This is a genomic window from Streptomyces sp. NPDC034043 (assembly GCF_055575675.1).
In genome coordinates this window covers 1-26,312 of sequence record NZ_JBVISF010000030.1, presented here as the reverse complement: position 1 = coordinate 26,312, position 26,312 = coordinate 1, and the positions used below count along the sequence as shown (strand labels likewise).

The 26,312-nt window shown below is 68.2% G+C and carries 24 protein-coding genes and 4 pseudogenes; 14 read left to right on the top strand and 14 right to left on the bottom strand.

Features of this window, described 5'->3' with window-relative positions; all coding sequences use genetic code 11:
* Window positions 1-328: 328 nt before the first annotated feature.
* The gene (locus ACZ51S_RS33900) at window positions 329-1,396 is read right to left on the bottom strand and encodes a hypothetical protein (protein WP_468963086.1); all 1,068 of its coding nucleotides are present in this window, start codon (window positions 1,394-1,396) and stop codon (window positions 329-331) included.
* 348 nt (window positions 1,397-1,744) lie between these two features.
* Here ACZ51S_RS33900 and ACZ51S_RS33895 point away from each other — a divergent pair, with 348 nt between their 5' ends.
* Together ACZ51S_RS33895 and ACZ51S_RS33890 are read left to right on the top strand one after the other, a co-directional pair.
* The gene (locus ACZ51S_RS33895; RefSeq protein ID WP_468963084.1) at window positions 1,745-2,839 is read left to right on the top strand and encodes a hypothetical protein; all 1,095 of its coding nucleotides are present in this window, start codon (window positions 1,745-1,747) and stop codon (window positions 2,837-2,839) included.
* Window positions 2,840-3,122: 283 nt separating this feature from the next.
* The gene (locus ACZ51S_RS33890) at window positions 3,123-3,566 is read left to right on the top strand and encodes a hypothetical protein (protein WP_468963083.1); all 444 of its coding nucleotides are present in this window, start codon (window positions 3,123-3,125) and stop codon (window positions 3,564-3,566) included.
* Here the strand turns inward: ACZ51S_RS33890 and ACZ51S_RS33885 are convergent.
* On the bottom strand, window positions 3,535-3,837 hold the full coding sequence (locus tag ACZ51S_RS33885) for a hypothetical protein (protein ID WP_468963081.1): 303 nt from the start codon (window positions 3,835-3,837) through the stop codon (window positions 3,535-3,537). The two genes, ACZ51S_RS33890 and ACZ51S_RS33885, sit on opposite strands and share 32 nt — an antisense overlap.
* A 423-nt stretch (window positions 3,838-4,260) precedes the next feature.
* Here ACZ51S_RS33885 and ACZ51S_RS33880 point away from each other — a divergent pair, with 423 nt between their 5' ends.
* Both ACZ51S_RS33880 and ACZ51S_RS33875 read left to right on the top strand, forming a co-directional pair.
* Window positions 4,261-4,917 carry a hypothetical protein gene (locus ACZ51S_RS33880; RefSeq protein ID WP_468963079.1) on the top strand — a complete coding sequence of 219 codons (657 nt, stop codon included), beginning with the start codon at window positions 4,261-4,263 and terminating at the stop codon, window positions 4,915-4,917.
* Window positions 4,918-5,270: 353 nt separating this feature from the next.
* A pseudogene (locus ACZ51S_RS33875) lies at window positions 5,271-6,329 on the top strand (IS110 family RNA-guided transposase).
* Window positions 6,330-6,346: 17 nt separating this feature from the next.
* Here the strand turns inward: ACZ51S_RS33875 and ACZ51S_RS33870 are convergent.
* Window positions 6,347-6,595, bottom strand: coding sequence for a hypothetical protein (locus ACZ51S_RS33870; protein ID WP_468963077.1), 249 nt, complete (start codon window positions 6,593-6,595; stop codon window positions 6,347-6,349).
* A gap of 381 nt (window positions 6,596-6,976) precedes the next feature.
* On the opposite strand from ACZ51S_RS33870, the gene ACZ51S_RS33865 reads away from it, so the two are divergent.
* Both ACZ51S_RS33865 and ACZ51S_RS33860 read left to right on the top strand, forming a co-directional pair.
* Window positions 6,977-7,264, top strand: a complete 288-nt coding sequence (locus ACZ51S_RS33865; RefSeq protein WP_468963075.1) for a hypothetical protein — start codon at window positions 6,977-6,979, stop codon at window positions 7,262-7,264.
* Window positions 7,265-8,323: 1,059 nt separating this feature from the next.
* Window positions 8,324-8,449: a hypothetical protein gene (locus tag ACZ51S_RS33860; protein WP_468963073.1), complete on the top strand. Its 126-nt coding sequence runs from the start codon at window positions 8,324-8,326 to the stop codon at window positions 8,447-8,449.
* A gap of 20 nt (window positions 8,450-8,469) precedes the next feature.
* Here ACZ51S_RS33860 and ACZ51S_RS33855 read toward each other — a convergent pair whose 3' ends face one another.
* Window positions 8,470-8,850 carry a hypothetical protein gene (locus ACZ51S_RS33855; protein ID WP_468963072.1) on the bottom strand — a complete coding sequence of 127 codons (381 nt, stop codon included), beginning with the start codon at window positions 8,848-8,850 and terminating at the stop codon, window positions 8,470-8,472.
* A 364-nt stretch (window positions 8,851-9,214) separates the two neighbouring features.
* Between ACZ51S_RS33855 and ACZ51S_RS33850 the strand changes: the two genes are divergently transcribed.
* From ACZ51S_RS33850 to ACZ51S_RS33835, 4 genes are all read left to right on the top strand, one after another.
* Window positions 9,215-9,469 (top strand): hypothetical protein, encoded by a 255-nt coding sequence (locus tag ACZ51S_RS33850; protein WP_468963070.1) that lies wholly within the window; start codon window positions 9,215-9,217, stop codon window positions 9,467-9,469.
* A gap of 453 nt (window positions 9,470-9,922) precedes the next feature.
* Window positions 9,923-10,330 carry a DUF6193 family natural product biosynthesis protein gene (locus tag ACZ51S_RS33845; protein WP_468963068.1) on the top strand — a complete coding sequence of 136 codons (408 nt, stop codon included), beginning with the start codon at window positions 9,923-9,925 and terminating at the stop codon, window positions 10,328-10,330.
* Window positions 10,331-10,635: 305 nt separating this feature from the next.
* Window positions 10,636-11,043, top strand: coding sequence for a hypothetical protein (locus ACZ51S_RS33840; protein ID WP_468963066.1), 408 nt, complete (start codon window positions 10,636-10,638; stop codon window positions 11,041-11,043).
* A 67-nt stretch (window positions 11,044-11,110) separates the two neighbouring features.
* A protein-coding gene (locus tag ACZ51S_RS33835; RefSeq protein ID WP_468963064.1) for an IS5 family transposase occupies window positions 11,111-11,928 on the top strand; the annotation gives its coding sequence in 2 pieces (ribosomal slippage) (window positions 11,111-11,453 and window positions 11,453-11,928; 819 coding nt in all).
* A 10-nt stretch (window positions 11,929-11,938) separates the two neighbouring features.
* On the opposite strand, the pseudogene ACZ51S_RS33830 reads toward ACZ51S_RS33835, so the two are convergent.
* The 8 genes and pseudogenes from ACZ51S_RS33830 to ACZ51S_RS33795 all read right to left on the bottom strand — a co-directional run.
* Window positions 11,939-12,202 (bottom strand): annotated as a pseudogene (locus ACZ51S_RS33830) (helix-turn-helix domain-containing protein); the annotation flags it as partial.
* 196 nt (window positions 12,203-12,398) lie between these two features.
* Window positions 12,399-12,896, bottom strand: a complete 498-nt coding sequence (locus ACZ51S_RS33825; RefSeq protein WP_468963063.1) for an Imm1 family immunity protein — start codon at window positions 12,894-12,896, stop codon at window positions 12,399-12,401.
* On the bottom strand, window positions 12,893-13,195 hold the full coding sequence (locus ACZ51S_RS33820) for a DddA-like double-stranded DNA deaminase toxin (RefSeq protein ID WP_388941194.1): 303 nt from the start codon (window positions 13,193-13,195) through the stop codon (window positions 12,893-12,895). The genes ACZ51S_RS33825 and ACZ51S_RS33820 overlap by 4 nt, the downstream gene beginning before the upstream one ends.
* A gap of 10 nt (window positions 13,196-13,205) precedes the next feature.
* Window positions 13,206-15,026 carry a polymorphic toxin-type HINT domain-containing protein gene (locus ACZ51S_RS33815; RefSeq protein WP_468963060.1) on the bottom strand — a complete coding sequence of 607 codons (1,821 nt, stop codon included), beginning with the start codon at window positions 15,024-15,026 and terminating at the stop codon, window positions 13,206-13,208.
* Entirely contained in the window at window positions 15,023-15,841 is an 819-nt protein-coding gene (locus ACZ51S_RS33810; RefSeq protein WP_468963059.1) for an ALF repeat-containing protein, read from the bottom strand. The genes ACZ51S_RS33815 and ACZ51S_RS33810 overlap by 4 nt, the downstream gene beginning before the upstream one ends.
* Before the next feature lie 236 nt (window positions 15,842-16,077).
* The gene (locus ACZ51S_RS33805) at window positions 16,078-16,494 is read right to left on the bottom strand and encodes a hypothetical protein (RefSeq protein ID WP_468963057.1); all 417 of its coding nucleotides are present in this window, start codon (window positions 16,492-16,494) and stop codon (window positions 16,078-16,080) included.
* A gap of 139 nt (window positions 16,495-16,633) precedes the next feature.
* Window positions 16,634-18,847, bottom strand: coding sequence for a tetratricopeptide repeat protein (locus tag ACZ51S_RS33800; protein WP_468963055.1), 2,214 nt, complete (start codon window positions 18,845-18,847; stop codon window positions 16,634-16,636).
* 184 nt (window positions 18,848-19,031) lie between these two features.
* Window positions 19,032-19,739 (bottom strand): annotated as a pseudogene (locus ACZ51S_RS33795) (XRE family transcriptional regulator); the annotation flags it as partial.
* Between the two features lie 58 nt (window positions 19,740-19,797).
* On the opposite strand from ACZ51S_RS33795, the gene ACZ51S_RS33790 reads away from it, so the two are divergent.
* The 3 genes from ACZ51S_RS33790 to ACZ51S_RS33780 all read left to right on the top strand — a co-directional run bounded on the left by ACZ51S_RS33790 (window position 19,798) and on the right by ACZ51S_RS33780 (window position 22,722).
* A complete protein-coding gene (locus ACZ51S_RS33790; protein WP_468963053.1) occupies window positions 19,798-21,216 on the top strand; it encodes a transposase in 1,419 nt (472 codons plus the stop codon).
* 9 nt (window positions 21,217-21,225) lie between these two features.
* The gene (locus tag ACZ51S_RS33785) at window positions 21,226-21,993 is read left to right on the top strand and encodes an AAA family ATPase (protein ID WP_468963052.1); all 768 of its coding nucleotides are present in this window, start codon (window positions 21,226-21,228) and stop codon (window positions 21,991-21,993) included.
* A gap of 201 nt (window positions 21,994-22,194) precedes the next feature.
* Window positions 22,195-22,722 (top strand): hypothetical protein, encoded by a 528-nt coding sequence (locus tag ACZ51S_RS33780; protein WP_468963088.1) that lies wholly within the window; start codon window positions 22,195-22,197, stop codon window positions 22,720-22,722.
* A 308-nt stretch (window positions 22,723-23,030) separates the two neighbouring features.
* Here ACZ51S_RS33780 and ACZ51S_RS33775 read toward each other — a convergent pair.
* Window positions 23,031-23,405, bottom strand: a pseudogene (locus tag ACZ51S_RS33775) (TnsA-like heteromeric transposase endonuclease subunit); the annotation flags it as partial.
* A 321-nt stretch (window positions 23,406-23,726) separates the two neighbouring features.
* On the opposite strand from ACZ51S_RS33775, the gene ACZ51S_RS33770 reads away from it, so the two are divergent.
* A protein-coding gene (locus ACZ51S_RS33770) for an IS5 family transposase (RefSeq protein WP_468963051.1) occupies window positions 23,727-24,535 on the top strand; the annotation gives its coding sequence in 2 pieces (ribosomal slippage) (window positions 23,727-24,066 and window positions 24,066-24,535; 810 coding nt in all).
* A 9-nt stretch (window positions 24,536-24,544) separates the two neighbouring features.
* Here the strand turns inward: ACZ51S_RS33770 and ACZ51S_RS33765 are convergent.
* Window positions 24,545-25,072, bottom strand: a complete 528-nt coding sequence (locus ACZ51S_RS33765; protein WP_468963049.1) for a GNAT family N-acetyltransferase — start codon at window positions 25,070-25,072, stop codon at window positions 24,545-24,547.
* Between the last annotated feature and the right edge of the window lie 1,240 nt (window positions 25,073-26,312).

The window sequence follows — 26,312 nt, the reverse complement described above, 5'->3', positions numbered from 1 at the left end:
GTCCACCTGCGGCAACAAGGGCTCTATCCGCTCCCACGCCGCATCCGTCAACTCACCTCGACCTGCCACAAGATCAATTATCAGACAGGCCTTAGCAGCCCAGGCTCGCCACAGGCCCGGCCTCCACCCGTTCAGCGCACCTAGGCAAGCCCCGGAACGGGTGGCCGGCGGCCGCCCCGCACCGCTGTGAATGGCAGCGATACCTGTCACGGGCGGGGAGTCTGACCTGGGCCTCTCGGTTGAGTTCGCAGCGATGGTTGTCACCACGTGCTGGGGGCTGGTTGTCACCAGGCTCGCGTCGGCAATCGTGTTGTCATCGGTGGACGGCTCATTGGATCAGGTCGGTGTGTGGATGCCGGGGGGAGGTCGGGCAGACGTAAATCTGCATGTTGTCGCTACTGCCCACTTCCACCCTGGTCGGCTGTGAGACGTCCTGATGCGCGCAGTCAGAGCTGGCGGCGGCCTGGTCTTCCTGGGGCACCCAGCTGAGGCTTTCGTCGCCGTTCGACTCGAAGGAGGCGATCGTCAGCAGCGGGATCATCTGCGCCTCACACACTGCGCAGTACCGGGGGTTGGGGTCGGTGCGGCCCCATGGGGGCCATCCGCCGACCTTCCAGCCGGGTGCTTGGCCCAGATGAGTCATGTAGAACTCATGCGGATCCTCCGCGTAGGAGCTGTCCACGTTGGCTCCGGCTGCCTGCCACCTGCTCCAGTCCCCCAACACCAGCCGCAGTTCCGGGCTCAGATCCAGGAGGTTGGGGTAGTCGGTGATCGCTTCCGGTGCCAGCACGCACTGCTCTGGTACGTATCCCGGATAGTCCGCCTCGTACGGTTCCGGTGGTGTGGCGAGGATATCGCCGACCTCCGCAGCCGACCGCCAAAACAGCGCGGTCGCAGGCTTGTAATGCGGATCGTGCTCGTACGGGCACCAGAGAATCTGAAGCAGATCGGCCTGCCCGGGCGGCTGCAACAGAGGGACGTCGCGCAGGTACAACTGAGCCACGGGCAGCATCGGGACCGGGCATTGCGCCGGGCCGGGAGGGCCGGCTTCGAGCCGTTCGGCGAGCCACGCGGCATTGCGCTCCTCGAGCGCCTCCTTTTTGGAGGTGAGCGTGGAAGCCTGGCCCTCAGGGCACCAGCGGGACAAACGTCTGCGGAGCCGCACTTCGGTCGGCGACCGACGGAATCCGGTGTCCACATGCAGGTGCGCGTCTTCGCAATGCGGCCACGGTTCTTCAGCCGGCCACAGCAGCGGCCCGCCGACCGAGCTGTCTCTGACCGACGGCAACCCCGGACGCGGATGCAGCCGTAGCGCAGGGCGTGCCAGCGGAGCCAGCTCGGGGAAGACCGTTGTCACCTCGACAGGCCGCGGGGGAGTAGTTCGCACGAGACTCATGTCGGTGATCTTGCCACCAGCCACTGACAGTCCCCTGCCGCCTTCACCCGCAGCCACGCTCAACTGGGATGACTGCGATCGGATGGTGCCAGAAGTCCCTGCGCAGGGACAGTTGTCGCTGCGAGGCACAGGACGACTGGCGGCCGCATCCCGAACCGCAGATCATTGCGCCGAGCTCCACGTCTGAGTTCGGTGATCATGTGTCAGACATGCCCTAGAGCCCGCCGAGGATTCGAACGGTGATGCTCAGCGTCGTGGCTGTGCTTCGGCCCCACAGCGAATTGAATACACGTTGGCCGGTCTGCCACGGAGCTGCGACGATACCCCTGTTTCCCGAGCGGAGGACGTTTGTTCGTTTTCGTGTGTGTGCGGTGTGGCTCCGAGCTGACCGCCCCGTTGTCCCAGGTCGCCCTGCCGGCCCACGCTCGCCAGAAGTACGGGAACGGGCTTCAGCTCCCGGTGCTCATGGAATCGGGAACGTTCGCCGTGGAACTGGAGCCCTGGGGGCCGCCGTGGCGAAGGTGGGAGGAGATCGATCCGGACGAGGCGGCTGCCCGCGGCATCTACGCGCCGGTCCACGCCCTGTCCGACGGCGTGTCCGGCGCGGTTGTCATCGCACCCGGCGACACCCGTGGCGCCGTGCTGATCCCGGAGAAGCGCGGCGGCGCCTGCTGTGGCTTCGACGGGCGCGACGGCCCCAACATGGCCTGCGCGGCGTGCGGTCTTCCCGTGGCGAGCAGGATCGACGACTGCTCGCTCTGGCAGGCCGCGTGGCTCGCCCCGAACACCGTGCGCCGCCTTCCCGTCGAAGGCGCCGACACCGCACCGCTGTCCTGGGCGGACCTGCTCGCGGAGGGGGATGGCGTGCCCCCGTCCGAGCCGATCGCCCCGTGGGGAGAGCCGTTCCGGGCGAGCGACCGATGGCACTGGAGCCCACAGTGGGTGGCGGCGGCCGGGCAGGCGCTCGCCCACCTCCTGGTGGCCTCCGACGGCCGGGCGGTAGCCGTACCGGACGGCCTGACCGCCAAGATGTTCCAACGCGCCCTCGACACCCTGCTGCCGGCCGGTGGGCCGAGGCGGCGCGCCGTCCTGGCCGGACCGGGACAGCCGGCCCACGACGGCGCCGACATCCTCCTCGTGCCGTCCCACCCGCAGACCGGTAAGGCATGGACCCCTGCCACTCCTGCGCGCTTGGTCCCGTTGCCGTTCGGGGTGTGGCTCCGGCTGGTCTTCCCCGAGCCGCAACTGCCCACCCCCTCATCGGGCCCAATACCCGACGGCGTCCTTCGCGACGACCCGCCCACGCCAAACGTCCATGACGTGTTCCGGATCGACTGGGGAGTCTTCCAACGAACCCTGGCCCGGCTGCCGGCCGTCCGCACCCCGTGGCTACGCGAGATCCACGACAACCTCACGCAGCACATCCGCACCGGCCTGCTCTAGACGCGGCTTCCCCTCCGGGCTTGGGCCCGCGCCCGTAGGGTGCGGGTAGCCCGTGCCGATAGGGCGTGTACGGGTGAGGCCCGGTGCCCAGCATGCTGGGAGCAGTACCACCGGGCCGCCTACACCTGCCAGCCCACGCTCGCGCGCCGCTCGTGGGCGGCGCGGTCCGGGAGGGGCGGGCGGGCGGCCTGCGCGCGCGGCTGTCCGGCCAGGACCGTCATGCGCCCCGGCCCCCTGCCGCACGGCGGAGTGGGGTGTGTGTGGTCGGAGGTCGGGAAGGCTGGTGCTCGTGATCGAACGTGATGCGGACGCCCGGGAAGAAGCCTGCGGAGCCGATGTACTGGATTTATACCTGGAGATGGCGCGTGCCCGGCTGTCCCCTTCACGGTTTGAGGCTGGTGTCCGGGCGGTGCAGGACACCTGTGGGCTTCTCGCCCAGGGCCACCAGGCGCTGGTGGCGATGCCGGGGGAGGAAGGTTTCAGCCCGGACCTGCAGCGCGAGTACCTCGCCCTGCTCGCGGTGATGATCACAGGCAGCCTCGACCAAGGTCGTCGAACTCCCCGGCCGTCGTCCCAACAGCCGGCACCCCGGGCCCCGCAGTGGATGGCACGGCTGGGCGTCCTGGACATCGCGACACCCCGCACCGTGCAGGCGGAGCCGAACGTGACCGTGCCGAGCTGTGATCGAGGTCGGTTCAGGCGGCGCCGCTGGCGTCCGGGGCGATGAAGCGCCGGTAGAGGGGGGCGAACGTCACCTGGGGCTCGGTCGTGATGCCCAGTTCCCCCTTGACCACGGGTGCGACCCTGTCGGCGATGAACCGTGTGAAGTGATCCTCCGTCTCCCAGACGTCGGCCGCGTGGAAGCCGTCGTCGGCGAACCAGCCCATGTGCATCACGAACCCGTCGGGAGCGTCGTCCTCCCAGCCCACCCGCTCACGCGCCGCGTCGTACGCCTCTGGCGTGAGCTCGGGCCACACAAAGGTCATCACGACTGCCATGGGAGTTCCTCTCCATCGCCTCGGTGCGCCGCAGCCTGTGCGGCACGGCAGTACGACGCTAAAGCAGGTCAGGCCGGCCGGGCCGATCGGAGCAGCCATTCGGAGCAGGTCGCCTGGCGGCAGGGAGGGCCGCCGGCCGCCAAGCGGAGGTGTACACCTCGACCTGCTCGCCAGGACAGGCCCTAGCCGCGCGTTCCACATCAGCTGGCGGGGCCGCCGGAGCACCGTACGAGTCCTGGCGGCCCCGCCGGCCACAGAGCGGCCACCCGGATGCGGCGGGGCGATCGAGTGAAACGGCGACCGTGCCCGTGATCAGGCCGTCCCTGGTGCGTTCCTGTCGTGCAGGCGTCCCGCGTGTTGCGCCCCCGTCGCTTCGCGGGCGGAGCCGCAGCACGGCGACCTTCACACGACAAGGGGACCATCATGGTCACGCACACGTTGAGGCGGCGGATGTCCGCCCTCGCCACCGTCCTGGGACTGGGTATCGCCCTTCCGTTCGCCCTGGGGGCGACTCCCGCGTCCGCCGCGGCTCAGATCGACATCACGAAGACGCATTCCGGCAGCTTCCCCAGGGGCGGGCAGGGTGTCTACACGCTCACGGTTACCAACACAGGCGATCAGACGACCGTCGGCGGGACGGTCATGCAGGACACCATCCAGCATGAAGGCGTGACCTTCGTCCAAGGGGAGACGGTCATCGACTCGGATGTGAACATTTCGTGCGCCTTCGAGGGGGACAACAGGATCAACTGCGACAGCGATCCGCTGGGTCCCGGTGAGGGCTACACGCTCACCCTTACCGTCAAGGTCGCCGAGGAGGGCCCGTGCCTCGTCGACAATTTTGCCGTGGTGCTCGTTCCCGGAAGCAACATCGCGGACAGGGTCAATGACCCCACCACCATCACCGGCGGTACCTGCGGCGGAGACGACGGGGACGGTGACGGGGGCCTCTTGTCGATCCTCCCCGTCAACCTCAACGGCGTCATCCCGATGTTCAACAACATCACCACGAACAACAACATCCACAGCCCCGGCGCCAGCAACGTCAGCCGCCAGGATTTCGGACTGAACGCACCCTGACCGAACAGGCCCTGCCCCCGAGACGTGGAACGCCCTACGCTGACCGTCCCACGTCTCGGGGTGGCACCAGAATGCGGATCGCCACGACCAACTGTGCGTCGCACAGCAGCTGCTTCTGGAGGTCTGACAGTGAGGATGTACTCGGCATTCCTCAGGGGTCTGACTCTGGGTCTGACTGACGTTTCGGCTGTCTGTCCGTTGAATCGTCGACCCCTGAGGGATGCCACCGCGTGTGCTCGCGGGTGTCCGTGACCTCATAGGATTCTGGCCACCAGCCTCATCACTGTCTTGTCCGTCTGCCCGGGCAGCACACGCCGATCCGGTACCCATACGGAAGGACGGCAGAGCCGAGCATGACAGCGCCTGAGATAGCGGTGATCGGTGGAATCGACACGCACACGGACATCCACCAGGCCGCAGTGATCGACTCGGTCGGTCGACACCTGGACGCGCAGCCGTTCGAAACGAACTCGGCTGGCTACGCAAAGCTGCTGGCCTGGCTACGTGCCCAGGGCGACGTTATCGCGGTCGGGATGGAGGGCACCGGCGCCTACGGCGCCGAACTCGCCCGGTTCCTCACGACCAGCGGCATCACGGTCGTTGAGGTCGACCGGCCGGACCGAAAGGCCAGGCGGGCCCACGGCAAGTCCGACCCGATCGATGCCTACGCGGCGGCCACCGCCGTCCTGTCCGGACGCGCGAGCGGAACTCCGAAGAGCCGGGACGGGATCGTGGAAGCGATCCGCACTCTGCGTCGTCCGCAAGAGCGGGGTCAAAGCGCGGACGCAGACCGTCAACCAGATCCGCGCTCTGATGGTCACCGCTCCCTCCGCCCTGCGGGGCAAGCTGCGGGGGCTGCCCACCAGCGGGCTGATCGACACCCTCGCCCGCTTCCGCCCCGGCGGTGATCTCACCGACCCGGCCTGCGCGGCCAAGACGGCACTTCGCCGCCTCGCCCGGCGCTACCAGGCCCTTCAGCAGGAGATCAAGGAGGCCGACGCGGACCTGGCCCCTCTCGTGACCCGGGCCGCACCCAGCCTCGTCGCGCTGCCCGGGGTGGGCACGGAGACGGCCGGTCAGCTGCTGATCACAGCGGGAGACAACCCGATCGGCTCCGGTCCGAAGCGTCTTTCGCGCATCTTTGTGGGGCCGCCCCGATCCCCGCCTCGTCCGGCCGGACCAACCGCCACCGCATCAACCGCGGTGGGGGCCGCAACGCCAACCGCGCCCTATACACCATCGTCCTGGTCCGCATGCAATACGACTCACGGACCAGGGACTACGTGGCCAGACGCACCGCCGAAGGCATGTCCACCAAGGACATCATGCGGTGCCTGAAGAGGTTCGTCGCCCGGGAGGTCTACAGGCACATCAAAGCTACTGGTGTTCCGGTCCTGGCACCGGCCACGTGAATGAGGCGATCAGATCATCACGGGTCGGTGCGCAGGTCAGGCCAGGGATACCCGTCCGGCGACATAACAGACGGCCGGCCGACCCGGACGAAGTCGCGGTACTCGTCCTGCCCGACACCCTGGTTGACCCACCGCCCGCGAACAGCCCCTGTGCCCTCCTCAGCAAGAGCCAGCGCGCTCTGTGGGTCCTCAGCCCTGCCAAGCAGTTGGCCGAACTCCTCTTCCTCGGAGTTCTGATCGAACGGCGGGAAGGAGTCCAGGTCCAAGAAGGACTCATGCCCGACATCCTCGACGGCATGGACGTAAACCTCGTATGACGTCCTCGCCGCCCGGACCTCGACATACCCGCACACCGCGGCGCTCGGGCGGGCCGACCGGCCCGAGGAACTGCTCGACCGAACGGCCTCGCCTCAAGGCCCCGAAGATGAAGGACTCCGCCAAGTAGCGCACCCAGGCACAGTACGGCTTAGCCACTACGAACGACCAGCTTGATAGGAGCTTCAGCGGTACGTGCTCGAAGGGGTCCTCCACGGGGACCAGGGTGCGGATCGTGGTGTCCGGGCGAGCCGACGCCGTGCTGGCCGGCACGGTGCCCACCGTCTCGCTGGACGATCTCCTTGCGCGGCGCCGGGCGGCTGGACTTCCCGTTGAGTGATCCGTACGACGAAGGCCTGCCGTGCGTGCTGTCCGAGAACGTCTCTCAGCTGATGATGGACCCCTCTCTGCCGCCGGACGTCTTCGGCGCGATCGTGGCCGCGATGGTCACCATCGGCGAGATGGGCGGCCTGGTGCCGGGCAGCACGGCGTCAACGCGGCGTCCGCAGCGGCGTCGCCTCGCGCTCGGCGCCGAGGGCGAGCTCGGGATCGCCGAGTACGTCATCAGCCGCGACGAAGACCCGCCGCAGATCGTCATCACCCACGTCCTGGTGTTCTGAACAACGCCGGCGGGCCCCGCTTTCGCGCCGGGTCCCGTCGCCGTCAAGCGGCGGCGCTCGCGGGCACCCTGCCGGGCCGTGTCTGCCGGACGGATTGATCAAGACCTGAGCCGCCGAAGGAGAGCGGCTGAGCAGGAGACCTGTTGAGGGTCTGGTGTGCGACGCGCTCCTCACCTTCCCCGGCCTGGCCGGCCCCGGCCGCCAAGATGGCCCTCCTCGACCAGCAGGGTGTCAACGTTGCGGGCTTTCTGGCTGCTGTGCACGGCCAGGGCATCGGCGTCATCCGGGCCGTCGCCGCCTCCCGGCCCAACAGGGCGACCCCGCACCGGCAGCCGGACCTGCAGCCACGACCGTGCCCGCCGCACCGCTGGCTCCCGGCCCCGTTCCGAACCCGTACGCGGCGCCCACCGTGCCGGAGACCGCCCCGCCCCCGCAGCCGCTGCGGACTTCGTCGGCACGTTCCTGGGGCGGCCTGGCCGCGGTGGTCACCTTGGACCGGCGCGCGGTTTACCGGCCGCAGCCTGGCCTGCGTCCTGCCGGACCGGTGGTCCCGGCCTCGGAGGAGGAACAGCGTCATGCCGCCCATAGGCGGGCGACAAGCCTGAGGCAGCTTGATCTTCAACCTCTGGGCCGTTGGTCAGCTGGTGAGTGGGGCGAGGTGGCCGCAGGCTGCGTGGGACCATTTCGGCATGCGCCTGATAGCTGACGGAGCCACGCCGATCTCGCGGTTGGTATTGGTGAAGGACCTCGAGACTGACGCCGGTTACGCCTTTGAGCTGGCGAGGCCGCTCTTCCTGGCCGCCAGTGATCGAATCGCTTTCGAGGAGGGCAGGCTTGTTGTCGTGCGGGCCAGTGGAGAGCGACTGTCACCGGCCGGCAACTGGTCTACTCGTTGCGGCCCCGGATCTCTGCGGCGCCGGTAGAGGCCGTTCTTCGAACGGCGTGTCGTACTTGATCGCTCGGTTCGCTATCCGCCATACGCGGTGTCACCGACTGATGGAAGCACCTGAGTGCTTGCTGCGGGATCATGGTTGTGCTCTGCACGACGAGGGAGGCCGGGTGCTGCTGAAGTCCAAGACCGATCTGTGCGCGGCGGTCCGCCGTGACGCAAAGGCCGGCCTGTCGTTGCGTGCGGTCATGCGGGAGTGTGGCGTTGGCTGTGACGTGTTGCAGCCTGCGGCGTGATGGTCACTCGGTGGCGGCCATCATCGCCACGAAGATGAGGCCCGCCGTGACGGCCCACAGCAGCAAGGTCCCGATGGTGGCCAGCACACGTGTGGAGGGGGATAGACGCCGACCGGATGGCCGGGGTTGTCCGGGTGGTAGCTGATCTCGATCTGGCTCGCGTACGCATGCCGGTAGTAACTGTGGGTTTCGTCGCTTGGGTCCGTGTACTCGTACTTCCCCGACTTGCCGTACGGACTGGTGCGTACGGCCATCACCGTGATGCCGCGCCAGGGGAAGAGCCACATCTGGAGGGTCCGCTCTCCTGCGGCGGCGCTCGCGAGGTTGAGGAACACGCTCACGAGTCCCATTGGGATCGCGAGGATGAGCATGTCGGCTTCTCCGTGCACAACGAACAGCACGCTGGTCACGATGAGCGTCGCGAGACCGGGCCCGAGAGCGGCCAAGGCCCAGGCCAGAGCCTTGGCCTTCTGCCCGGCACTGAGGGACGGACGGGGTTAGGGGCAGAGCGCAGGGAGCGGGTCGTCACGAGCGCGGCGCCGTCGAAGGACGGGTCCGGCTCCGGCAGGGCGGCCGGGGCCGCGCCCACCGCCACCGCGAAGAGGTCCGCCGCGGCGTCGCTGACGCCGTTGATCCGGTGCGTGACGGGCCTACCTCCGGCCGGGACCCGCAGCTCGATGGAGACGGCCCGGCGGTTCGGTACGACGTCGCGGACGTCAGTGCGCCGTCCCGTGGCGGAGGGCGGCGCCGCCGCTGCCGCGCAGGATGGGGGCGGACGGTGTGGTCGAGAGGCAGCTGGCCCCCCGCGACCCCGACCTGCCCGTAGAAATCGCGCGCCAGCTAGCAGCTGACCCCGACCACATGGTGCGCCGCACCATCGCGAGCCATCCACGACTTCCGGCGGAGGACCTGACGAGGCTGCTGGCCGATCCGTCGGAATCTGTCGCGGCCACCGCAGCCGCAAACCCCAACCTGCCAACCACAGGGATGCACCAGATGCTCGCCCTCGCAGGGTTGTGACCGTCGATTGTGCGCCGCGGGTACCGGATCAGGACACTGTGAGGGCCGTCGAGTGGCCACGCGTGAAACCGGAGGCCAGCCTCCCGAACCCTGGGTCCTGACCGCGGCGACTTGACGGGGTCATAGCCCGCGAGGAGCACCCACCCGGCTCCCTCACCATCCCGGCCCCCGGCGCGTCCAGCTGCGTCTTGCGCCGCTCCTCGAGTTCCCCGGCGCGCAGGGTTGCGCCGCTGGTGCACGCATCGTCCGAGGGGGGAACTTCTTGGTGACACCGACCTGGGTCTCGGTGTCGTACGGGACGGGGCAGAGGCCGGTGATCTTATTCTGTGCCCGCCACCGGATGTGGGCTTGGTGGCCAATTCCGGTCGGTGAGTTCATGTCGGTGCATCCGACCATGATCTGCCAGAAGGTGATCTTTGGCGACAAGCGGCGCAGGACAGGCACAATCACAGCATGACCAACACTGTCGAAGCGGCCTGGCACAAGATCTTCACCACGGCCGGCGAACCCCGCCGACCGGCGGAATCGCCACTTCTGGCTCCGTTTGCCGAACTGGTGCTGACGGCGCATGCCGAGCCGCTGCTTCGACAGCTTTACCCTTGGACGGGCATGTGGGAGCTGCACTTCAGCAGGTGTACGGAGATCCCCCACACCTGGGACATCCCCTACATCGGCACCCTGAGCGACGGCCGATACTACGTCGAAGGACCGGGCCGGAACATCCCGCGGATCGCCGAGACGGACAGTGCACAAGCTGCAGTGGCGATGGTCATCGACCGCCTGCCACCACACTGCGGCCCCGCCTTCATCGGCAATGCAGAGGAATTGGCCGCTCACGAGAAGGCACGGGGCAACAACTAGCGCCGCATCAGGCAACGTTTGCCCGGGTCGTCACGGAAACTGAAGGACCCTGTTCGCGCGGGAACCCGGTGGATGGACGGTCGTGTTCTCGTGGGTTCGGCCCCGGTTCAGGCGAACACGCGGCGTGGTCGCCGAGCGGGCCCGCCCTGGGTACCTTCCCCGAAAACGGTGCTGGCACCGTAGGGGTCATGGGAGCAGAAGGAACGACACCAGAACCAGAAACCCCTATGCGGAGTGGGCTCACATCTCTGGGTGAGGTGGCGTGCCGATATCAGGCGGATCAGATACGCCCGGAGGATCTGCCGATGATCGCTGCTGAGGCGCTCGCAGCCGGACTGGACACCCCGACATTGTGCGAGCTCGCCGGTTTGCCTCGCAACGCGGATGCCCGCGATATTCGCGACGCGTTCGAGCAAGCACTTACCGAGTCCGGGATCGGGTTGCCGGATCGCGGCCTGGCACGGCGCCACGCTCTGCGCCGGATGGCGGCGAGGCTCGTCGATGGCGAGACGACTCCCGCTGAGCTGGCGACGGGCGACTGGTGGGAGACGGAAGTCGAGACCGAGGCCGAGCAATCGTTTGTGGCGCTGATCCCGCAATGCGACTGCTGCGTCGAGTACACCTTGGGGCTTGACCAGCAGACGTGGGCGGCCCAGCTACGGAAAGTTGCCCTCGCCCTGACGTCGTCTCCGCTGCTCGGCCCCGGATGCTGACTCTCCCTCGCGTGCTCATCCTCAGCTAAGACCGTGTCCTATGTGGTGAGGCGTCGTTGACCTCGACATGGGGCGGGGTACGTGGAGTTGGATCGTGCCGGACGGGCTGTGGGAGATCGCGGAGCTGCTGATCCCACCGTCGAGGGTCCGGCCGCAGGGCGGTGGGACGCAGGACACGCCTGATGAGACCCTGTTCGCGGCCATCATCTACGTCCTGGTCAGCGGATGCGCCTGGCGGTCGCTGCCGCCGTGTTTCGGGATATCGAAGTCGACGGCCCACCGCCGGTTCCTGATCTGGTCGAGAGCCGGTGTCTGGGGCCGGCTGCACGAGGAGATCCTGCACCGCCTCGACGACGCCGGCCTCCTCGACCTCTCCCGCGCGGTGCTCGACTCCGCCCACATTCGAGCCAAAAAGGGGGCGAACACACAGGTCCGAGCCCCGTGGACCGAGGCAAGCCGGGTTCCAAGATGCACATCCTGTCGGATGCGAACGGACTGCCCCTCCTCGTCGGCGTCTCCGCTGCCAACGTCCACGACAGCGAAGCTCTCAAGCCCATGATCATGGGTCACCAAACGAGACACGACCCCCACCGCGGCCGTCATTTCAAACCTCAACGGCTGCACGCCGACAAGGCCTACGACATCCCTCACCTGCGGAGATGGCTCCGCGGCAAGCGCATCGGCGTCCGCATCGCCCGCAAGGGCATCGAGTCCAGCGAACGCCTGGGACGCCGCAGATGGGTGATCGAGCGGACCATGTCCTGGCTGACTGGCTACCGCCGGCTCAACCGGCGCTACGAGCGCCGATCCGGCAACTACCTGGCCTTTCTCGGGCTGGCAGCCGCCATCTGCTGCTACAAGCGACTCGTCCGCCTCACCACATAGGACACGGTCTTAGCAGGCGGGGACGGCCTCCCGCCCACTGAGGGTTGAGGCATGCGAGCCCGATCTCGTTGAAGCGGTGGATCACGTCTCGAACGGTGTCCTCGTCCGCCTGGACCAGCCGCGCGATCACCGGGACCGTGCTGCCGCCGGCCGAGGCCGGCAGCGTCATCGCCCGCCGAAACCGCACCGAGCTCGTACTGCCCCGCCGAACGATCTGCTGGAGTTTCTGCCCCTCCTGCTCCGTCCGCCTCCCGACCTTGACCGGTGGTGCCATCCCGCCTCCCCTGCTGGTTGGAAGCGAGATCGCTTCCAACCAGCACAACGAGCAACCCGGTGAACCTATGGGGTCGCAGCACTAGACGGCCGGTGGCCCGAAGAGGATTGGAACTCATCTGATTGCGGTAGACACGCATGCGGGGTACCGCCACCGAGGCGGCTCCCCGCATCTAACTCAAGCCACAGGATTTGAGCTATTCAACGGGAGGATTGAGCAGTGTCCCATTAAAGTTGCCCTCCACCCAATTGACGCACTCCGGTCGATCGCCGGTCCCGGCCTTGCAGAATTCTTCCAAAGCTGCACGTAGCGTCGGGATCGGGAGAGCGCTGATTCGATGAATGTATGTTGGCGCCCAGGGGTCGCTAAGAATCTCCGGATCGAACTCTGGGGGGGTGGGGTTCATGGAGACCCAGATGGAATCAGCGAACTCTTCGCCCTTGGTATCCATCAAGCGTTTGGCGGTGTTTCCCTCGGCAAACCAGGCAAGGCTGCCGTATCCGTTTTCGTGGTTCACCGATACGGTAAGTGAAGCTTCAGTGCGTGACAGGTTGGTCTCCTCCCTGTAGAGGAAGGAGGCGGTATCGCAGCCGAGACTGCTGATCCGTTCCGTCAGCACACGGTTGACCGCCTCGAGCGCCTCGGGCTCGTCAGCAAGGACGAGGGGTTCATCGACATGAATAAACAAGATCATCGCACCGGATTCTTTCTCTTGCCGACCAGTGTCTTGGGCGAGTTGTCGCCAGGGTAGTACACGTGCAGCTTGTGTCCGTCGGGCAGGATCGCCTCGATCGCCATGCTGCAGTTGAGAGCCTTATTGCAGACACCTTCGCTGTTATTGATCACGACGGACGCTTCGCTGATTCCGTTTTCTGCCATCCAGGCCGCGTATTTTCCCTCCACGTGCGATGCCGGTGGATACCCTGGGATGACTTTGCTGGGCCTCTTGAAGTCACCGGCATCCGAAGTGTAAATCAATTTCTTGGCCTTCATGTACCAAGGGTCAGGACTGCCGTCCGGAAGGACTTCCCCGCTGATTACTTCGCGGAGCTCTTTCGGGAGGGAAGTGAGTTCCGTCCGGAGCGCGGAGCTGTCCCACAGTCTTGTCAGCTTTACTTGCGTTAGTTCTGGTCCACTTAGGCAGCTGGTCTTGGATGCCGGATACCCAGGCGGGACAGGGCGGGCCGTCGGTGTTGTGGACGAGGACGTCGGTAGTGCCGGTGCTGACGTAGTAGGTGTGGGTGTTGTCGACGGTGAGGTCGTAGGCGGGCTGGAGGCCCTTCCAGTGGCTGGTCTTGCCGATCTGGATCGCGGTGCCGACGGGCGTGCGCAGCGCGTCGCCGATGCGGAGGTCGACGGCGTCGACCCAGCGCTTGCGGTTCTCTGCCCAGTACGGGTGGTGGTCGGTGGAGGTCAGGCTGGAGCCGTCGGTCAAGGTGACGTCGGTGAAGTCCCGGTCGTCGGGGGTGGTGATGGTCTGGGTGACCGGCTGCGGGGCGGTAGCCCCGGTGGTGGGGTTGGTGGCGGTGACGAGGTCGCCGACTTGGATATGTTCGATGGCCCGGCGGGTGCCGTCAGCCAGCAATACCTGGGTGCCGGAGGGGAAGCTATGCGGGGCCTTTGTCTTGAGGCAGTCGGGGGCTCGCCGGAACGCGCGCATGTGCCGGATGCCGTCGATCGCGTCATCGGCCTTGGTCAGCAGCTTCAGCCTGCCGACCGGTAGGACGCCGGCAGCCGCCATCGTGCAGCCGAAGAGTGTGGGGGTCTTGTAGCAGTCAACAATGTCGTTGATGCCCATGAGCTCCCACACGATGTTGCGGATCGTGGGATTGTCCTCAGGCATGGCGCGGATCTCGGAGTTCTCCGGGTCCGCTGCGCACGCCATGATCGGGGCCATGGTTTCGCGGGTGGGATGGGGGGTGCAGATCCTCTTGGGCTTCTTCGCCTGCTGCCGCTTCCGCTCTTCTTCGGCCTGGCGGCGTGCTTCGGCTTCTTCCCGCTCGCGGATGATCAGGAAGGCGGCACGGGCCTGCTGGGCTTCGGCCTCGGCGGCCTCGCTGCTCTTGCCGGCCGCGATCGCGGAGGCGCGGGCGCTGTCTGCTGACTTGTTCGCGTCGTGGGCGGACTGGCGGGCGTAGCTGGCGGAGAACTCGGCCTGTGAGGCGGAGCCTTCCGCTGCGGAGGCGTCGGCTTCGGCCCGGTTGGCGGCGCCGCGTGCCGTGGCGGCGGAGTTCGCGGCCGCGGTGGCGCTGGCGGCGGCCTTGTCGGCTGAGGACTTCGCCGAGGCGGCGTGTCCGGCCGCCTGGTTGGCGGACTGTTGGGCCTGGATGGCTGCGTCGTTGGCTTCCGCGGCGGCCTGCTTGGCCCTGAAGGCTGCTTCGGCGGCCTTCCAGCGGTTCTCCTGTGCCTTGGCTGCGACCGCGTCGCCTTCGGCGAGGAGAGTTTCGATCTGGTTCTTGTGGTGGTCGGCGAGGTCGTCCTTGCGCTGGGCCATGTACTGGCCGGTGGCGACGAACTCGTGCAGCTGGTCGACCGGTCCGACCATCGCGATCTTGGCGGCGGCCCTGACCTCGTCCCCGCCCGCGGTGGCGAGCTGGGCGGCGATGACCCTCTCGTCGTCAAGGCGGTGCGTGTACTGGCTGATCTGGAGGAAGGTCCCGAGGGCTTTGCCGGTGCCGTCGGCGAGGGCCGCCTTGGCCCCTTCCCTGACACCGGGGCCACCGGTGTTGGTCAGCCGGGCGACGTCGACCCTCATGTCGTCGGCGCCGGCGGCGTACTGGCCGGTGGTGTAGAAGCCGTGGATCTGCTCGGGCGCGCCCTTCAAGGCTTCGACAGCTGCGGCGCGTACCCCGGCGTAGGGGCTTGGGTGCTGAGGTTCAGGACACGCTGGCGAACGTCCTGCTGCTCGGCCTCTTTCCAGCGGGTGCGCAGGTAGTCCAGGACGTCCTGGTCGGTGCCGGCGAGCGCGCGGGCGGCGGCTTCCTGGTGCCAGGGGCCCAGGAGCTTCATCGCCTGCATCGCCAGTTCACGGCCCTTCTTGGCCGTGGCTGCGACATCGCCATTGGGTCGGGCCGCTTCCTGGGCCAGGGCGGTGGCGGTGTCCTGCAGGCCCAGGGCCTGGACCTGCAAGGCCGCAGAGGCGGAGATCGCCTGGTCACTGACGGACTTCGCCGAGCGGGCCCGCTCGATGGCGGCCTCGGTGCGGGAGGCCAGGTCGGCAGCCTCGGCCTCGTTGGCGAGGTCGAAGACCTCCCTGGCCTTCTTCACCGCGGCCGAGGCCGTCTCCGCTGCGGTCTTGGCTGCGTCGGCGTTCTTCTTGGCCCGGTCCGCGTACGTGGCGGCGTTGCCGGCCTGGCGGGCGGCTTCCTCGGCGAAGTCAGCGGCGTTCTCTGCATGCGCGGCTGCGGAGTTCGCGGAGTCCCTCGCACTGTAGGCCGCACTGGCCGAGCGGCTCGCCAACGAGGACGAGCGGTCGGCGGCGGCACGTGCGGCGTTGGCGTGACGGCGTGCCTCACCCGCGGCCTGCCGCGCCTCACCCGAGTGGACGCCGGCCTGGTCCGCGTATCCGTTCGCCTCCTCGGCGGCAGAGGCTGCGGCGTCGGCGTTCGCCGCCGCGCCCTTGGCCGCGCTGGACGCCACACCAGCAGCTTGAGAGGCCCTGCCTGCGGAGTCCGCCGCGGCGGCGGACTGGCGCGCGAACTGGGCTGCGGCACGCGCGGTGGCGGCAGCGGCCCGGGCGCCTTCGGCCTGGCCGGCATTCCCGGCCGCGGCGATTGCCGCGTTGTAGGCCCGGTCTAGGACTTGTCCGGGCGATCAGACAACCCCGTTCGGACCGCCGGCCCAATGCCCCATCGGGACCTCTGGTCCCGATGGGCTCAGGCGGAGGCGATGGAGGCGAGGGCGCTCTGAAGGTGACGGACGGCGTCCTCGGCTTCCGTATATTGCTGAGGGGTCGGTGCGACGGCGCCGAAGGTGTGGCCCTCTTCACCAGGCAGGGCGCGCCAGTGCAGGACGGGCGTGAGAGCCGTGGCGGCAGCGCCAAGGAACCAGGCTGTATGCCCATGGACGTGAGCAAGGGCGATGGCCACGGCGGCGAGTGCTTCCCGCAGGTGCTCCAGGCGGTCGATCACGGGCAGCGCTTCTTGGACCTGGGGAGCGCCGACGGCGGCGTGCAGGTCGACGGCGGCCTTCGCGATGACCCTGCGATGGGCGGGTGTCAGAACCCACACGTCATCGCGGATGAGCCCTTCGGCTTCCCTCACCAGGTCCTTGATCAGCGTCCTCATCCCCATGCCCGACACCCTATGCTCCCGCAGGCCGCCGATCCGTGCCACATGATCGGCCGGACAGCATTTAGCTCGCGGTGCAAGCGCGTAGGGGCTCGTCGGCTGCGGGTGGTCCCGGCGCACCCTCGGATGCGCCGGGGGCCGGTCAGGCCCGGATTTCACCGTCCGGGGCGCTGGCGGCGCGCTGGTACCAGGCTTCTGCCTCGGTCTCGCGGCCAGTGTTCTGCAGCAGGAGTGCGAGGTTGTTCATGGCGTTGGTGTGTCCGGTGTTGGCGGCGCGCTGGAACCAGGGTTCCGCCTGGCTGGTGCGCCCAGTGTTTGCCAGCAGCAGTGCGAGGTTGTTCATGGCTTCGGTGTGTCCGGCGTCGGCGGCGCGCTGGTACCAGGCTTCTGCCTCGGTCTCGCGGCCAGTGTTCTGCAGGAGCAGGGCGAGGTTGTTCATGGCTCCGCTGCTTCCGCCGTCGGTGGCTTTGCGGTACCAGGTTTCTGCCTCGTTGGTGCGGCCGGTGTTGGCCAGCAGCAGTCCGAGGCCGTGCATGGCGTTGATCTGTCCGGTGTCGGTGGCTTTTCGGTACCAGGTTTCTGCCTCGTTGGTGCGGCCGGTGTTGGCCAGCAGCAGTCCGAGGCTGTACATGGCGCCGGTGTTTCCGGCGTCGATGGCTTTTCGGTACCAGGTTTCTGCCTCGTTGGTGCGGCCGGTGTTCTCCAGCACCACTCCGAGGTTGTGCATGGCGTCGATCTGTCCGGTGTCGGCGGCTTTTCGGTACCAGGTTTCTGCCTCGTTGGTGCGGCCGGTGCTGGCCAGCACCACTCCGAGGTTGGTCATGGCGTTGATCTGTCCGGTGTCGGCGGCTTTTCGGTACCAGGTTTCTGCCTCGTTGGTGCGGCCGGCGGCCTCCAGCACCACTCCGAGGTTGTGCATGGCGTCGATCTGTCCGGTGTCGGCGGCTTTTCGGTACCAGGTTTCTGCCTCGTTGGTGCGGCCGGTGTTCTCCAGCAGCAGTCCGAGGTTGGTCATGGCGTCGGTGTGCCCGGCGTCGGTGGCTTTCCGGTACCAGGTTTCTGCCTCGTTGGTGCGGCCGGTGTTCTCCAGCAGCACGCCGAGGTTGTTCATGGCGTTGATGTGTCCGGCGTCGGTGGCCTTCCGGTACCAGGTTTCCGCCTCGTCGATGCGGTTGGCGTCCTCCAGCAGCAGTCCGAGGTTGGTCATGGCGCCGGTGTGCCCGGTCTCGGCGGCTTTCCGGTACCAGGTTTCTGCCTCGTTGGTGCGGCCGGTGTTCTCCAGCAGCACGCCGAGGTTGTTCATGGCGCTGATGTGTCCGGCGTCGGTGGCCTTCCGGTACCAGGTTTCCGCCTCGTCGATGCGGTCAGCCTCTTTCAGCAGCCGCGCGAGGCTGAACATGGCGTCAAAGTCTCCGGCTTCGGCAGCCCGTTGGAGGTGCTGCTCGTCGGTTTCCGATGCCTCCGCTGCCGGCACGGGGGTGGGCCCGGGAGCGAGATGGGCGGTGCGCAGGCGTACGGCGACGTCCTTGGCGGTGAGGGGACGGCCGGCGGGGTCTTTGGCAATAAGGGAGGTGATGAGGTTGTCGATGTCGGGCGGGATTGCGGGCTGGTGGGTGCTGGGCGGTTCGGGAGTGGTGGACAGATGCATGGCGATGACGGCGTACGCGGAGTCCGCGGTGAACAGGGGGCGCCCGGTGAGGAGCTCGTAGAGGCTGACGCCCAGGGCGTACAGGTCGGACGAGTGCGTCGGTGTCTGTCCGCTGAGCTGCTCGGGAGCCATGTACTGAGGGCTGCCGAGCAGCGCTCCGGTCATGGTCAGGCCGATCGTGCCGTCCTGGACCTGGGCGATCCCGAAGTCGCAGATCTTGACGGTGCCGTCGTCGAGCAGCATGAGGTTGGCCGGCTTGATGTCGCGGTGGACGATGTTCCGCGTGTGGGCGGCGGCCAGCCCGTCGCACACCTGGGCGCCGTACTCCACTACCTGCTCCAGGGGGAGCCCGCCGGGGTGGTCCTCGCGCAGGACCGTCGCGAGATCACGCCCTTCCAAGAACTCCATGACGAGGAACGGAGCGACTTCCACGTACCCGTCGGCGCTCGTCTCCTGGTGCTCGCCCAGGTCGTGGACGACGGCGATGTTGCGGTGGTTCAGCCGGGCGGCTGCTTCGCCCTCACGGCGGAAACGGGCCAGGACCTGGGCAGCGAGCCGGTCGTCACGCAGATGGGAGGTGAGCACCATCTTGATCGCGACGGTACGGCGCAGCCTCAGATCGGACGCCGCCCACACCTCGCCCATGCCGCCGTGCCCCAACCGGCTCTCGAGCCGGTAGCGGCCCGCTAGCTCCATCCCCCTGTACATGCAGGTCAACGTATGCGACTCGCCCGCGATGCGCCAAGAATCCTCCGAACCTGGGCGGGGTCTTCCGGCCGCATCCGCCGGCCCGCTGCCAGGAGTACGAGCACCGCCGCGACACCGCGACCGGTCCGCTGCGCGGGTCGGCCGCGGGCGGTCCCGGCGCACCCTTGGATGCGCCGGGGGCTGGTCAGGCCCGGATCTCGTTGACCAGCATCCGCAGGGTCAGGCTGTGCTTCTCCGGCGGCAGGGTGTCCATAGCGGCGGTGGCGTGCGCGACACCGCCGACCCGGTCGCCGGAGCGGGCGAGCATCAGGCCGCGGTGGAGCTCCAGGTGGGTGGCGAAGCGGGGCAGGCTCGCGGGGAGTTCCGTGAGGGCCTGGTCCTGCGCCTCGGTGGCGGCCTTCTCGTCGCCGAGACGGGCGAGGAGCAGGGACCGGAAGACGTTGAGGCGCCACCACGGGACCGCGTAGTCGGAGGTCTGCTCGTGCGAGCCGGCCGTGTCGAAGACCCGGCACCCTTGGGTGTCGAGAGCGCGGGCGGTGGCATGGTCGCCGCGGAGGGCGGCGGCGTGGGCTTTGCCGTAGATGGCGTTGAGCAGCCCGAGGGAGCGCCGGGCGTTGATGGCGAGGGCCTGGTCGGCGAGGACGTCGGCGACGCCGAGGGATGCCCCCTCGTACCCGAGGGCGATGGCGGCCCGCCCGCGCACCCATACCCGGGCGGCCGGGTCCCCGGACTCGTCGGCGGCGCTGGCGGCCATCCGGTACCAGCGGACGGCGGCGGTGCCGTCGGATCCGGGGAACGTCTTGGCGTACAGGGTCATCAGTCGGGCGGCGACCGACCACAGGCGGGGCTGGTCGAGCTGCTGCTGAACGACGACGAGCTCGCCGGAGACGCGGCAGATCGACGCCCAGATCAGCGCGGTCTCCTGGTCGCTGTAGTCGAGTCGGATCGTCATGGTCGCCCAGGCGGTGGATGTGGTCGGCGGGCAGGGACAGGGCTGGGTGCTGCTCGCGTACTGGCGGGGGAACGCCTCGGCGGTCCACCGGCAGCTGATGGCCCGCGCCCGGACGGCAGCCGGCGAGCCGGCCCTCGTGGTTCCGGGCGGTGCGCCGACGGACGCTGTCCCTCTACTGGATCCGGTGCCGTCATTGTCGACGTTCCTGCGCGCGGTGCGCCGGGACCTGACCGCTGGTGAACGCGCGGGTCTGGCCCGCGGGCCGGAGGCCGCCCGGGCCCATGACGTGTTCGGACGTCGCCCGGTGCAGTGGCGGAACCAGACCTGGGAGGCCGACCACGTCCAGGCACCGCTTGTCGTCGACGCGGACGGGGAGCTGGTGCGCCCGTGGGTGACGTGGTTCATCGACGTCGCGACGAAGACCATCACCGGGACCGCGGTCACGCCCGGCTATCCGTCCCGGGTCTCGATCCTCGCGGCCTTGCGCGCCGCGGTGCTGCGCACCGGCCCGTACGGGCCCGCGGGCGGCATCCCTGAGCACGTGCGGGCCGACCGCGGCCGGGACTTCCTGTCGAAGACGGTCCTGGCCGCCTTCACCGACCTGAAGACCAAGTGCGAGGACCTGCCCGCCTACAGCCCCCACCTGAAGGGCACGGTGGAGAACCTCAACCGGAGTGCGGACCGCATGCTCTTCGCCGTCCTGCCCGGCTACACCCTCACCCCCAAGCCCCGACGCACCAAGAAGAAGGCCGATCCCGACGAGTCGCTGCCGCTGACCTTCGCCGAGTTCACTGTCGAGGTCCTCGACTGGGCACGGTGGTGGAACACCGAGCACCGCCCCGCCGGCCTGAACGGCCGGACCCCCGTCGAGGCCTGGCAGGCCGACCCCACACCTCTCTCGGACATCCCCGAGGCCGCCTTGTGGGGGCTGATGCTGGAGGACGACGGCCGGGTCCGGAAACTGAGCAGCCACGGGGTCCGCTGGCGCGGCCGGGACTACCTCGGCGCGTGGATGGCCGGCCAGGCAGGCCGCCACGTCAGGGTCCGGCACATGCCCCACCACGACCACGAGATCGAGGTCTGCGACCCGGCCGACCGCCACCTCGGCACCGCCCACCTCGCCGACGCTGCCACGCCCGAGCAACTCGACGAGCTACGCCGCACCCGTACCGCGCGGGCCCGCCGCCTGCGCGAGGACGCCAAGAAGGCGGAGGCCCTGCGCCGCCAGCGCTTCGCCCCGGCTACGGCGCCCACGCGCGCGCAGCGCCTGGCGCCGTCACAGCGGCCGAAGCCGCTCGGGAACTCGACGCAGCCGCCGACAGCGACATGGCCGCCTTGGCCCTGCCGGACTTCATCCCGCCCGCTCCTCCGCCCGACGACTGGAACACCCCGCATCCCTGCGCACCGCCCCCCGTAAGGAGAAGCGATGACGAGCCAGCTGCCGCCGCGGGAGACCGATCACTACACCCAGCTCGCGGACGCCGCGGTCGTCACGACCAGGGCGCTCTTGGCGGCACGGGAGAACATCGCCGACACGATCGAGGCCAGGGCGATGATGTGCCTTCATGGTCCGGCTGGCGTCGGCAAGACGCTGGCGGTGAACGTCTGCCTGCGTGAGCTCGAGCGGACCCGAGGCGAGGAAGTCTGCCGGATCGCCTTCCGCGCCCGCCCCACGGCCCGTGCGGTGCGTCATGAGCTCTTCACTGCGCTCGGTTTGCCGGGCGAACCTCCGCGTCACCCGTCCGAGTTCGACCGGCTGCTCCTGGACTCGCTGGCCGCGCAACCACGTACGCTGGTCGTGGACGAAGCCCAATGGCTCAATCGAGAGACGTTCGAATACTTCCGATATGCGTGGGATCACCCGTACTCGCAGATTGCGATCATCTTCGCCGGTGGCGAGGGAGCTCACACGGTGCTCCGGAAGGAGCCGATGCTCTCCTCCCGCATCTTCATCTGGCAGCACATCACCAAGCTCACCCTGGACGAAGTTCAGCAGGTCATCCCGCTCTACCACCCCATCTGGGCACGGACCGATCCCGCAGACATCGCCTTCGCCGACCGTCATGCGACGCACGGCAACTTCCGGAACTGGGCCCGCCTGACCGCTCATACCCTGACCGCGCTCGCACGGACAAGCCGGGACCACCCCGACCAGGAAGTGCTCCGCTGGGCCTTCAGCAAGCTGGGCAGTTGACTCTCCACGCAGTTCTACAAATCGCGACGGCGCCGGTTCTGCCGCGCGGTGCCCGGTCCTGATTCCCAAGTTCATCCGGGTTCCAGATTGAGTCACCTGGATCGTGGTCGGATAGTGTGGCGAGTCGGCGGCCCTGCAGTGGCGTGGTGGGCTGGTGGATCGAAGCAGTGCAGGAAGCACTGCTTCGCTGTGAGGGCAGGAATGGTGATCTGGGAAGTCAAGGGGGATGAGGACCGCGGAGAGTGGCTGTATGAGCCGCTGGTCGGTGTCGGTCTGCTGGAGTTTGGCATGCCGTTGCCTGAAGCGGCTTCACTGCTGAGCGGCCGTCCCCAGTCGCTGCCCAGAGCCGGCGACTGGATTGTGGACACTGAGGAGTCGTTCCCCGAGCTGGGTGTGACGCTCTACGGCACGGATACGGGCAGCCTTGCTGCGGTCGCGGTGGACGCGTTGAGGGGTCCGCAGGTGAAGGCGGCCGGCATGCCGCTCGTCGGCCGGGTTCCTTCCGTGGTTGAGCAGTGGCTGGGGGACTACAACGAGGAACACGGCTTCGAGGACAGGTTCTCCCCTGATGGGGGCTTGGTGTCAGCTGAGCTCGGGGTGTTCATTCGCGTGCAGAGGGCGGGCGACATCCTCCTGACCCGTCCGATCTTCCTCGCGAAGGAGTGGACCGGGGATATGTGGGACTCCATGCATCCGAGTGAATGGATGACTGGCCACCACCGGACCTGATCCGCCGCCAGCCAGGCCCGCGAAGCGGGCCCAGGGCTTGGAGGCGAAGCCGGAAGGCCGGGTGGGAGCGAAGCGGACACCCCAACGGGCCGGAGGCCCGCACCCCGTGAAACGGGGTCACCCCAAGCCTGCGAAGCAGGCAGTTCATGGTGGAGCGCAGCGGAACCATGAACAGTCCGGAGCGCAGCGCAGGACTCCGGCCCGAAGGGCCGGCCATGGCTCGGCGAAGCCGAGCCCAGCCGAGCGCAGCGAGGCGGTTCCCTCCTGAGCGCGCAGCGCTCAGGTACCCGCTCCGTCGTGACCACCGGATCCGCGGCAACTGCGAACCGGTGCTCCCAGCCGGCTTCCCGAGCGCACGCTTCGACTACCTGGGCCCGGTCTGAGAGCCGTCTGGAGGGACCGCTGCGCCCGGGGCAGTCCACGAGGTGCGTGGCTCCGTCTGCCAGAGCCACGGCCAGGTCAGGGGCGTGGGTGACAAGCCTTCCGTGTTCTTCCCACACGAACTCCACGGGCCGGCAGGCGATGCCTACGACCTGCGGATCCCGGTCGAGCAGCATGACCGCGTCCCGCATCGCCGCGCTGCCGTATTCGACCAGCTGGCCGGTGGTCGCGGACCACCACCATCCGGGAGCCAGCAGCCGTCCGCGCCGTACGGGGAAGCCTCGTACGGCCGGGTAGTCCATGGGCCGGAGCTCCCCGGCTATAGTCCGCCAAGGCAGCTGGGCCATGCCTCCGCCGGGTCCGACGAATCGCACGCTCACATGACGCGGATGCACCCCGCCCCCTCTGCTGGTCCAAGGCGATGCCGCGTGCAGAGCGGCCTTCCCTTTCAGTGGAGAACGGGCTGACCTATCTGAGCAATGCGCAGGTACGAGACGCCACACGATGCAGTGAAGAACTGCCGGAGCGTCCCGAAGTCTCCTTCAAGCTCCGCTAACTGATCGTTTCAGAATGAGTTGAGCTGAGTCTTGCGCTCGGCGATCTTGGTCGGCAGGGTGTCCGGGGTGCGTGTTGATCTTGTTCCTGACGACCTGTGGGAGCGGGTGGCTCGGCTGTTGCCCCCTGCTCCCGAGCGGCGCCGTCGCAATCCGGGACGGTTGCGTGTTCCCGACCGAACGGCGCTTGCTGGCGTCATGTATGTGCTGCGGACCGGTGTCGCCTGGCGTGACGTTCCCGCAGAGAGCGTGGGCTGCTCCGGTGTGACGGCCTGGCGCCGGCTGCGGGACTGGACCGAGGCCGGTGTCTGGCCTCGCCTACACGCCACCCTGCTGGGCGAGATGCGCCGCGCCAGCCTGCTGGACTTGGACGACTGTGCCGTGGACGGCTCGCACATCCGGGCTCTTAAAGGGGGGACCACGTTGGTCCCTCACCGGTCGACCGGGCCCGCCCCGGCTCCAAGCACCACCTGATCGTCGACCGGCACGGAACCCCGCTCGCCGTCACACTCACCGGCGGCAACCGGCACGACGTCACCCAGCTTCTGCCCCTGTTGAACGCGGTTCCCCCGATCCGGGGCCAGCGGGGACGCCCTCGGCGCAAGCCTCGGCGACTGTATGCCGACCGGGGCTATGACTTCGACAAGTACCGCCGCCTGCTGTGGAAACGCGGCATCAAACCCGTGATCGCCCGACGCGGTGCCGCCCACGGCTCCGGACTGGGCAAGGTCCGCTGGGTAGTCGAGCGGGCCTTCGCCTGGCTTCACCAGTTCAAACGACTCCGCATCCGCTACGAAAGACGTGCTGACCTCCATCAGGGCCTGCTCGAACTGGCCTGCAGCCTCATATGCCTCCGCCGCCTGCGGACGTCGTTGTGAAACGATCAGTCAGTCGCTCAGGATGCGCTCCCACAGCAGCCCGTCCTGCCAGCTCCCGTCGAGGAAGATCGAGGAGTGCGCGACGCCGTAGGGGCTGAACCCGTTGCGGCGCAGCACCCGTTGCGACGGCAGATTCGCAAGATTTGTGGACGCCTCAGCGCGGTGCAACCCGAGTTCGTCCGTCATCACCTGGAGTACAAGCCCGAGGGAGCGGCCGGCGTGCCCTTGATTCTGGGCGACGCTGGAGATCCAGTATCCGACGGAACCGCGGCGCAGGTGCGGCTGCGGCAGTATGCCTCCGACGGTTATCTGCCCGATCACCTGGCCGTCGGCGAGTACCACGCCCGGCCAGACCGTGCCGGCCCGGTATCCGGCCAGGAGCTTGTCGATCCGCTCCGCCTGGCCCTCCGGGGTGAAGAAGTCGGCCGGCTGGGCGGGTTCCCACAACCGGAAAGCCTCGAAGTCCCGCACACGATCCGCGGCGATCGGGGCGGCGTCGGTGGACTCGATCAGGCGGATCCTGGTGCTGTTGTACATGGGCTGATCCTCGTCGCGGTGCGTCGGATGAGACCGGCCAGCCTATGCGAGCCGCAGGAGCCGACAGTTCTGGCCAAGCGCTTCATTCTGAAACGATCAGTAAGTCTCAGCTGACGACGTGCGCCTTTCGGGGACGGTGTGCCACCACCGAACCACGGGGGCTGGACTGTGCAGGTTGGTTGAGTGCTGCGCAGTTTCGGTGATCCGCGACAACTCGCTAGCCGGTGCCCCAGCGGGGCAACGGGTGTTGGTCCCAGTATCTATCTGCTAAGAAAATGAAGCAGTAGAGGTTGGAAATCTGTGAGGACGGTTGTCAGGGGTGGGGTAGCTTTGTGTTTGATGGCGGAGGGGGCAGGTAGCGCAGTGGTCGACGCGCCCCCCTTCAAGGGGGTCTGACGCCGGTTCGAATCCGGTCCTGTCCGCTCCGCCGCGTCCACCCCCGTAGGCCGGGTCGCCGTACGAGCCCTCCCGGCTTCGTAGCCGGCTGCCCGCGGGGCGGGTTGTCCTGGAGGCGGAGCCGGAAGACCCGGGTGGGGGAGCGGAGCGGACCTACCCAACGGGCTGGAGGCCCGGACCCCGTGAAACGGGGTCACACGGCTTGGGGAGCGGGCCGGCCGGGGGAGCGAAGTGAGGCCCCGGCCTGACCAAACATTTCGAGGAAGAGTTATGAGCCGACTGTCCTACACGTGCGCGGTGTGTTCCGAGAGCCTGATGGAAGCAGATCCCCAGTTCATCAAGTTGACTGCAACGAAGCCGGACCGAGTAGAAGTCCAGCAGTTCTACGTCCACGGTTCATGCCTGGCTTCCAAGCCGGACAGTGCGACACCCCTGGGAGAGCTCTTCGAAGACTGAGCAGGGGCCCCGCAGGCCCACGCCCGACACGCCACCCAGCCACCGGGAACTCTGCAGGCCAGGAACCAGCCGCAGCACAGCACCCTTCCCTGCTGCTGGCCCCCGCGGAGCGGGCTGGTCCTGGAGGCGGAGCCGGAAGGACCCGGGTGGGGGAGCGGAGCGGACCCGCCCAACGGGCCGAAGGCCCGGACCCCGTGAAACGGGGTCACCCAGGCCTGCGGAGCAGGGCCATTCGGGGTGGAGCGAAGCGGAACCCCGAACAGTCCGCAGCGAAGCGAAGGACACCGGCCCGAAGGGCCGGCCCCGAGGGCGCGAAGCGCCCTCCCGCTGAGCGAAGCGAAGCGGTTCGTTGGCACAGCGCGCAGCGCTGTGGGACCCGCTCCGCGGG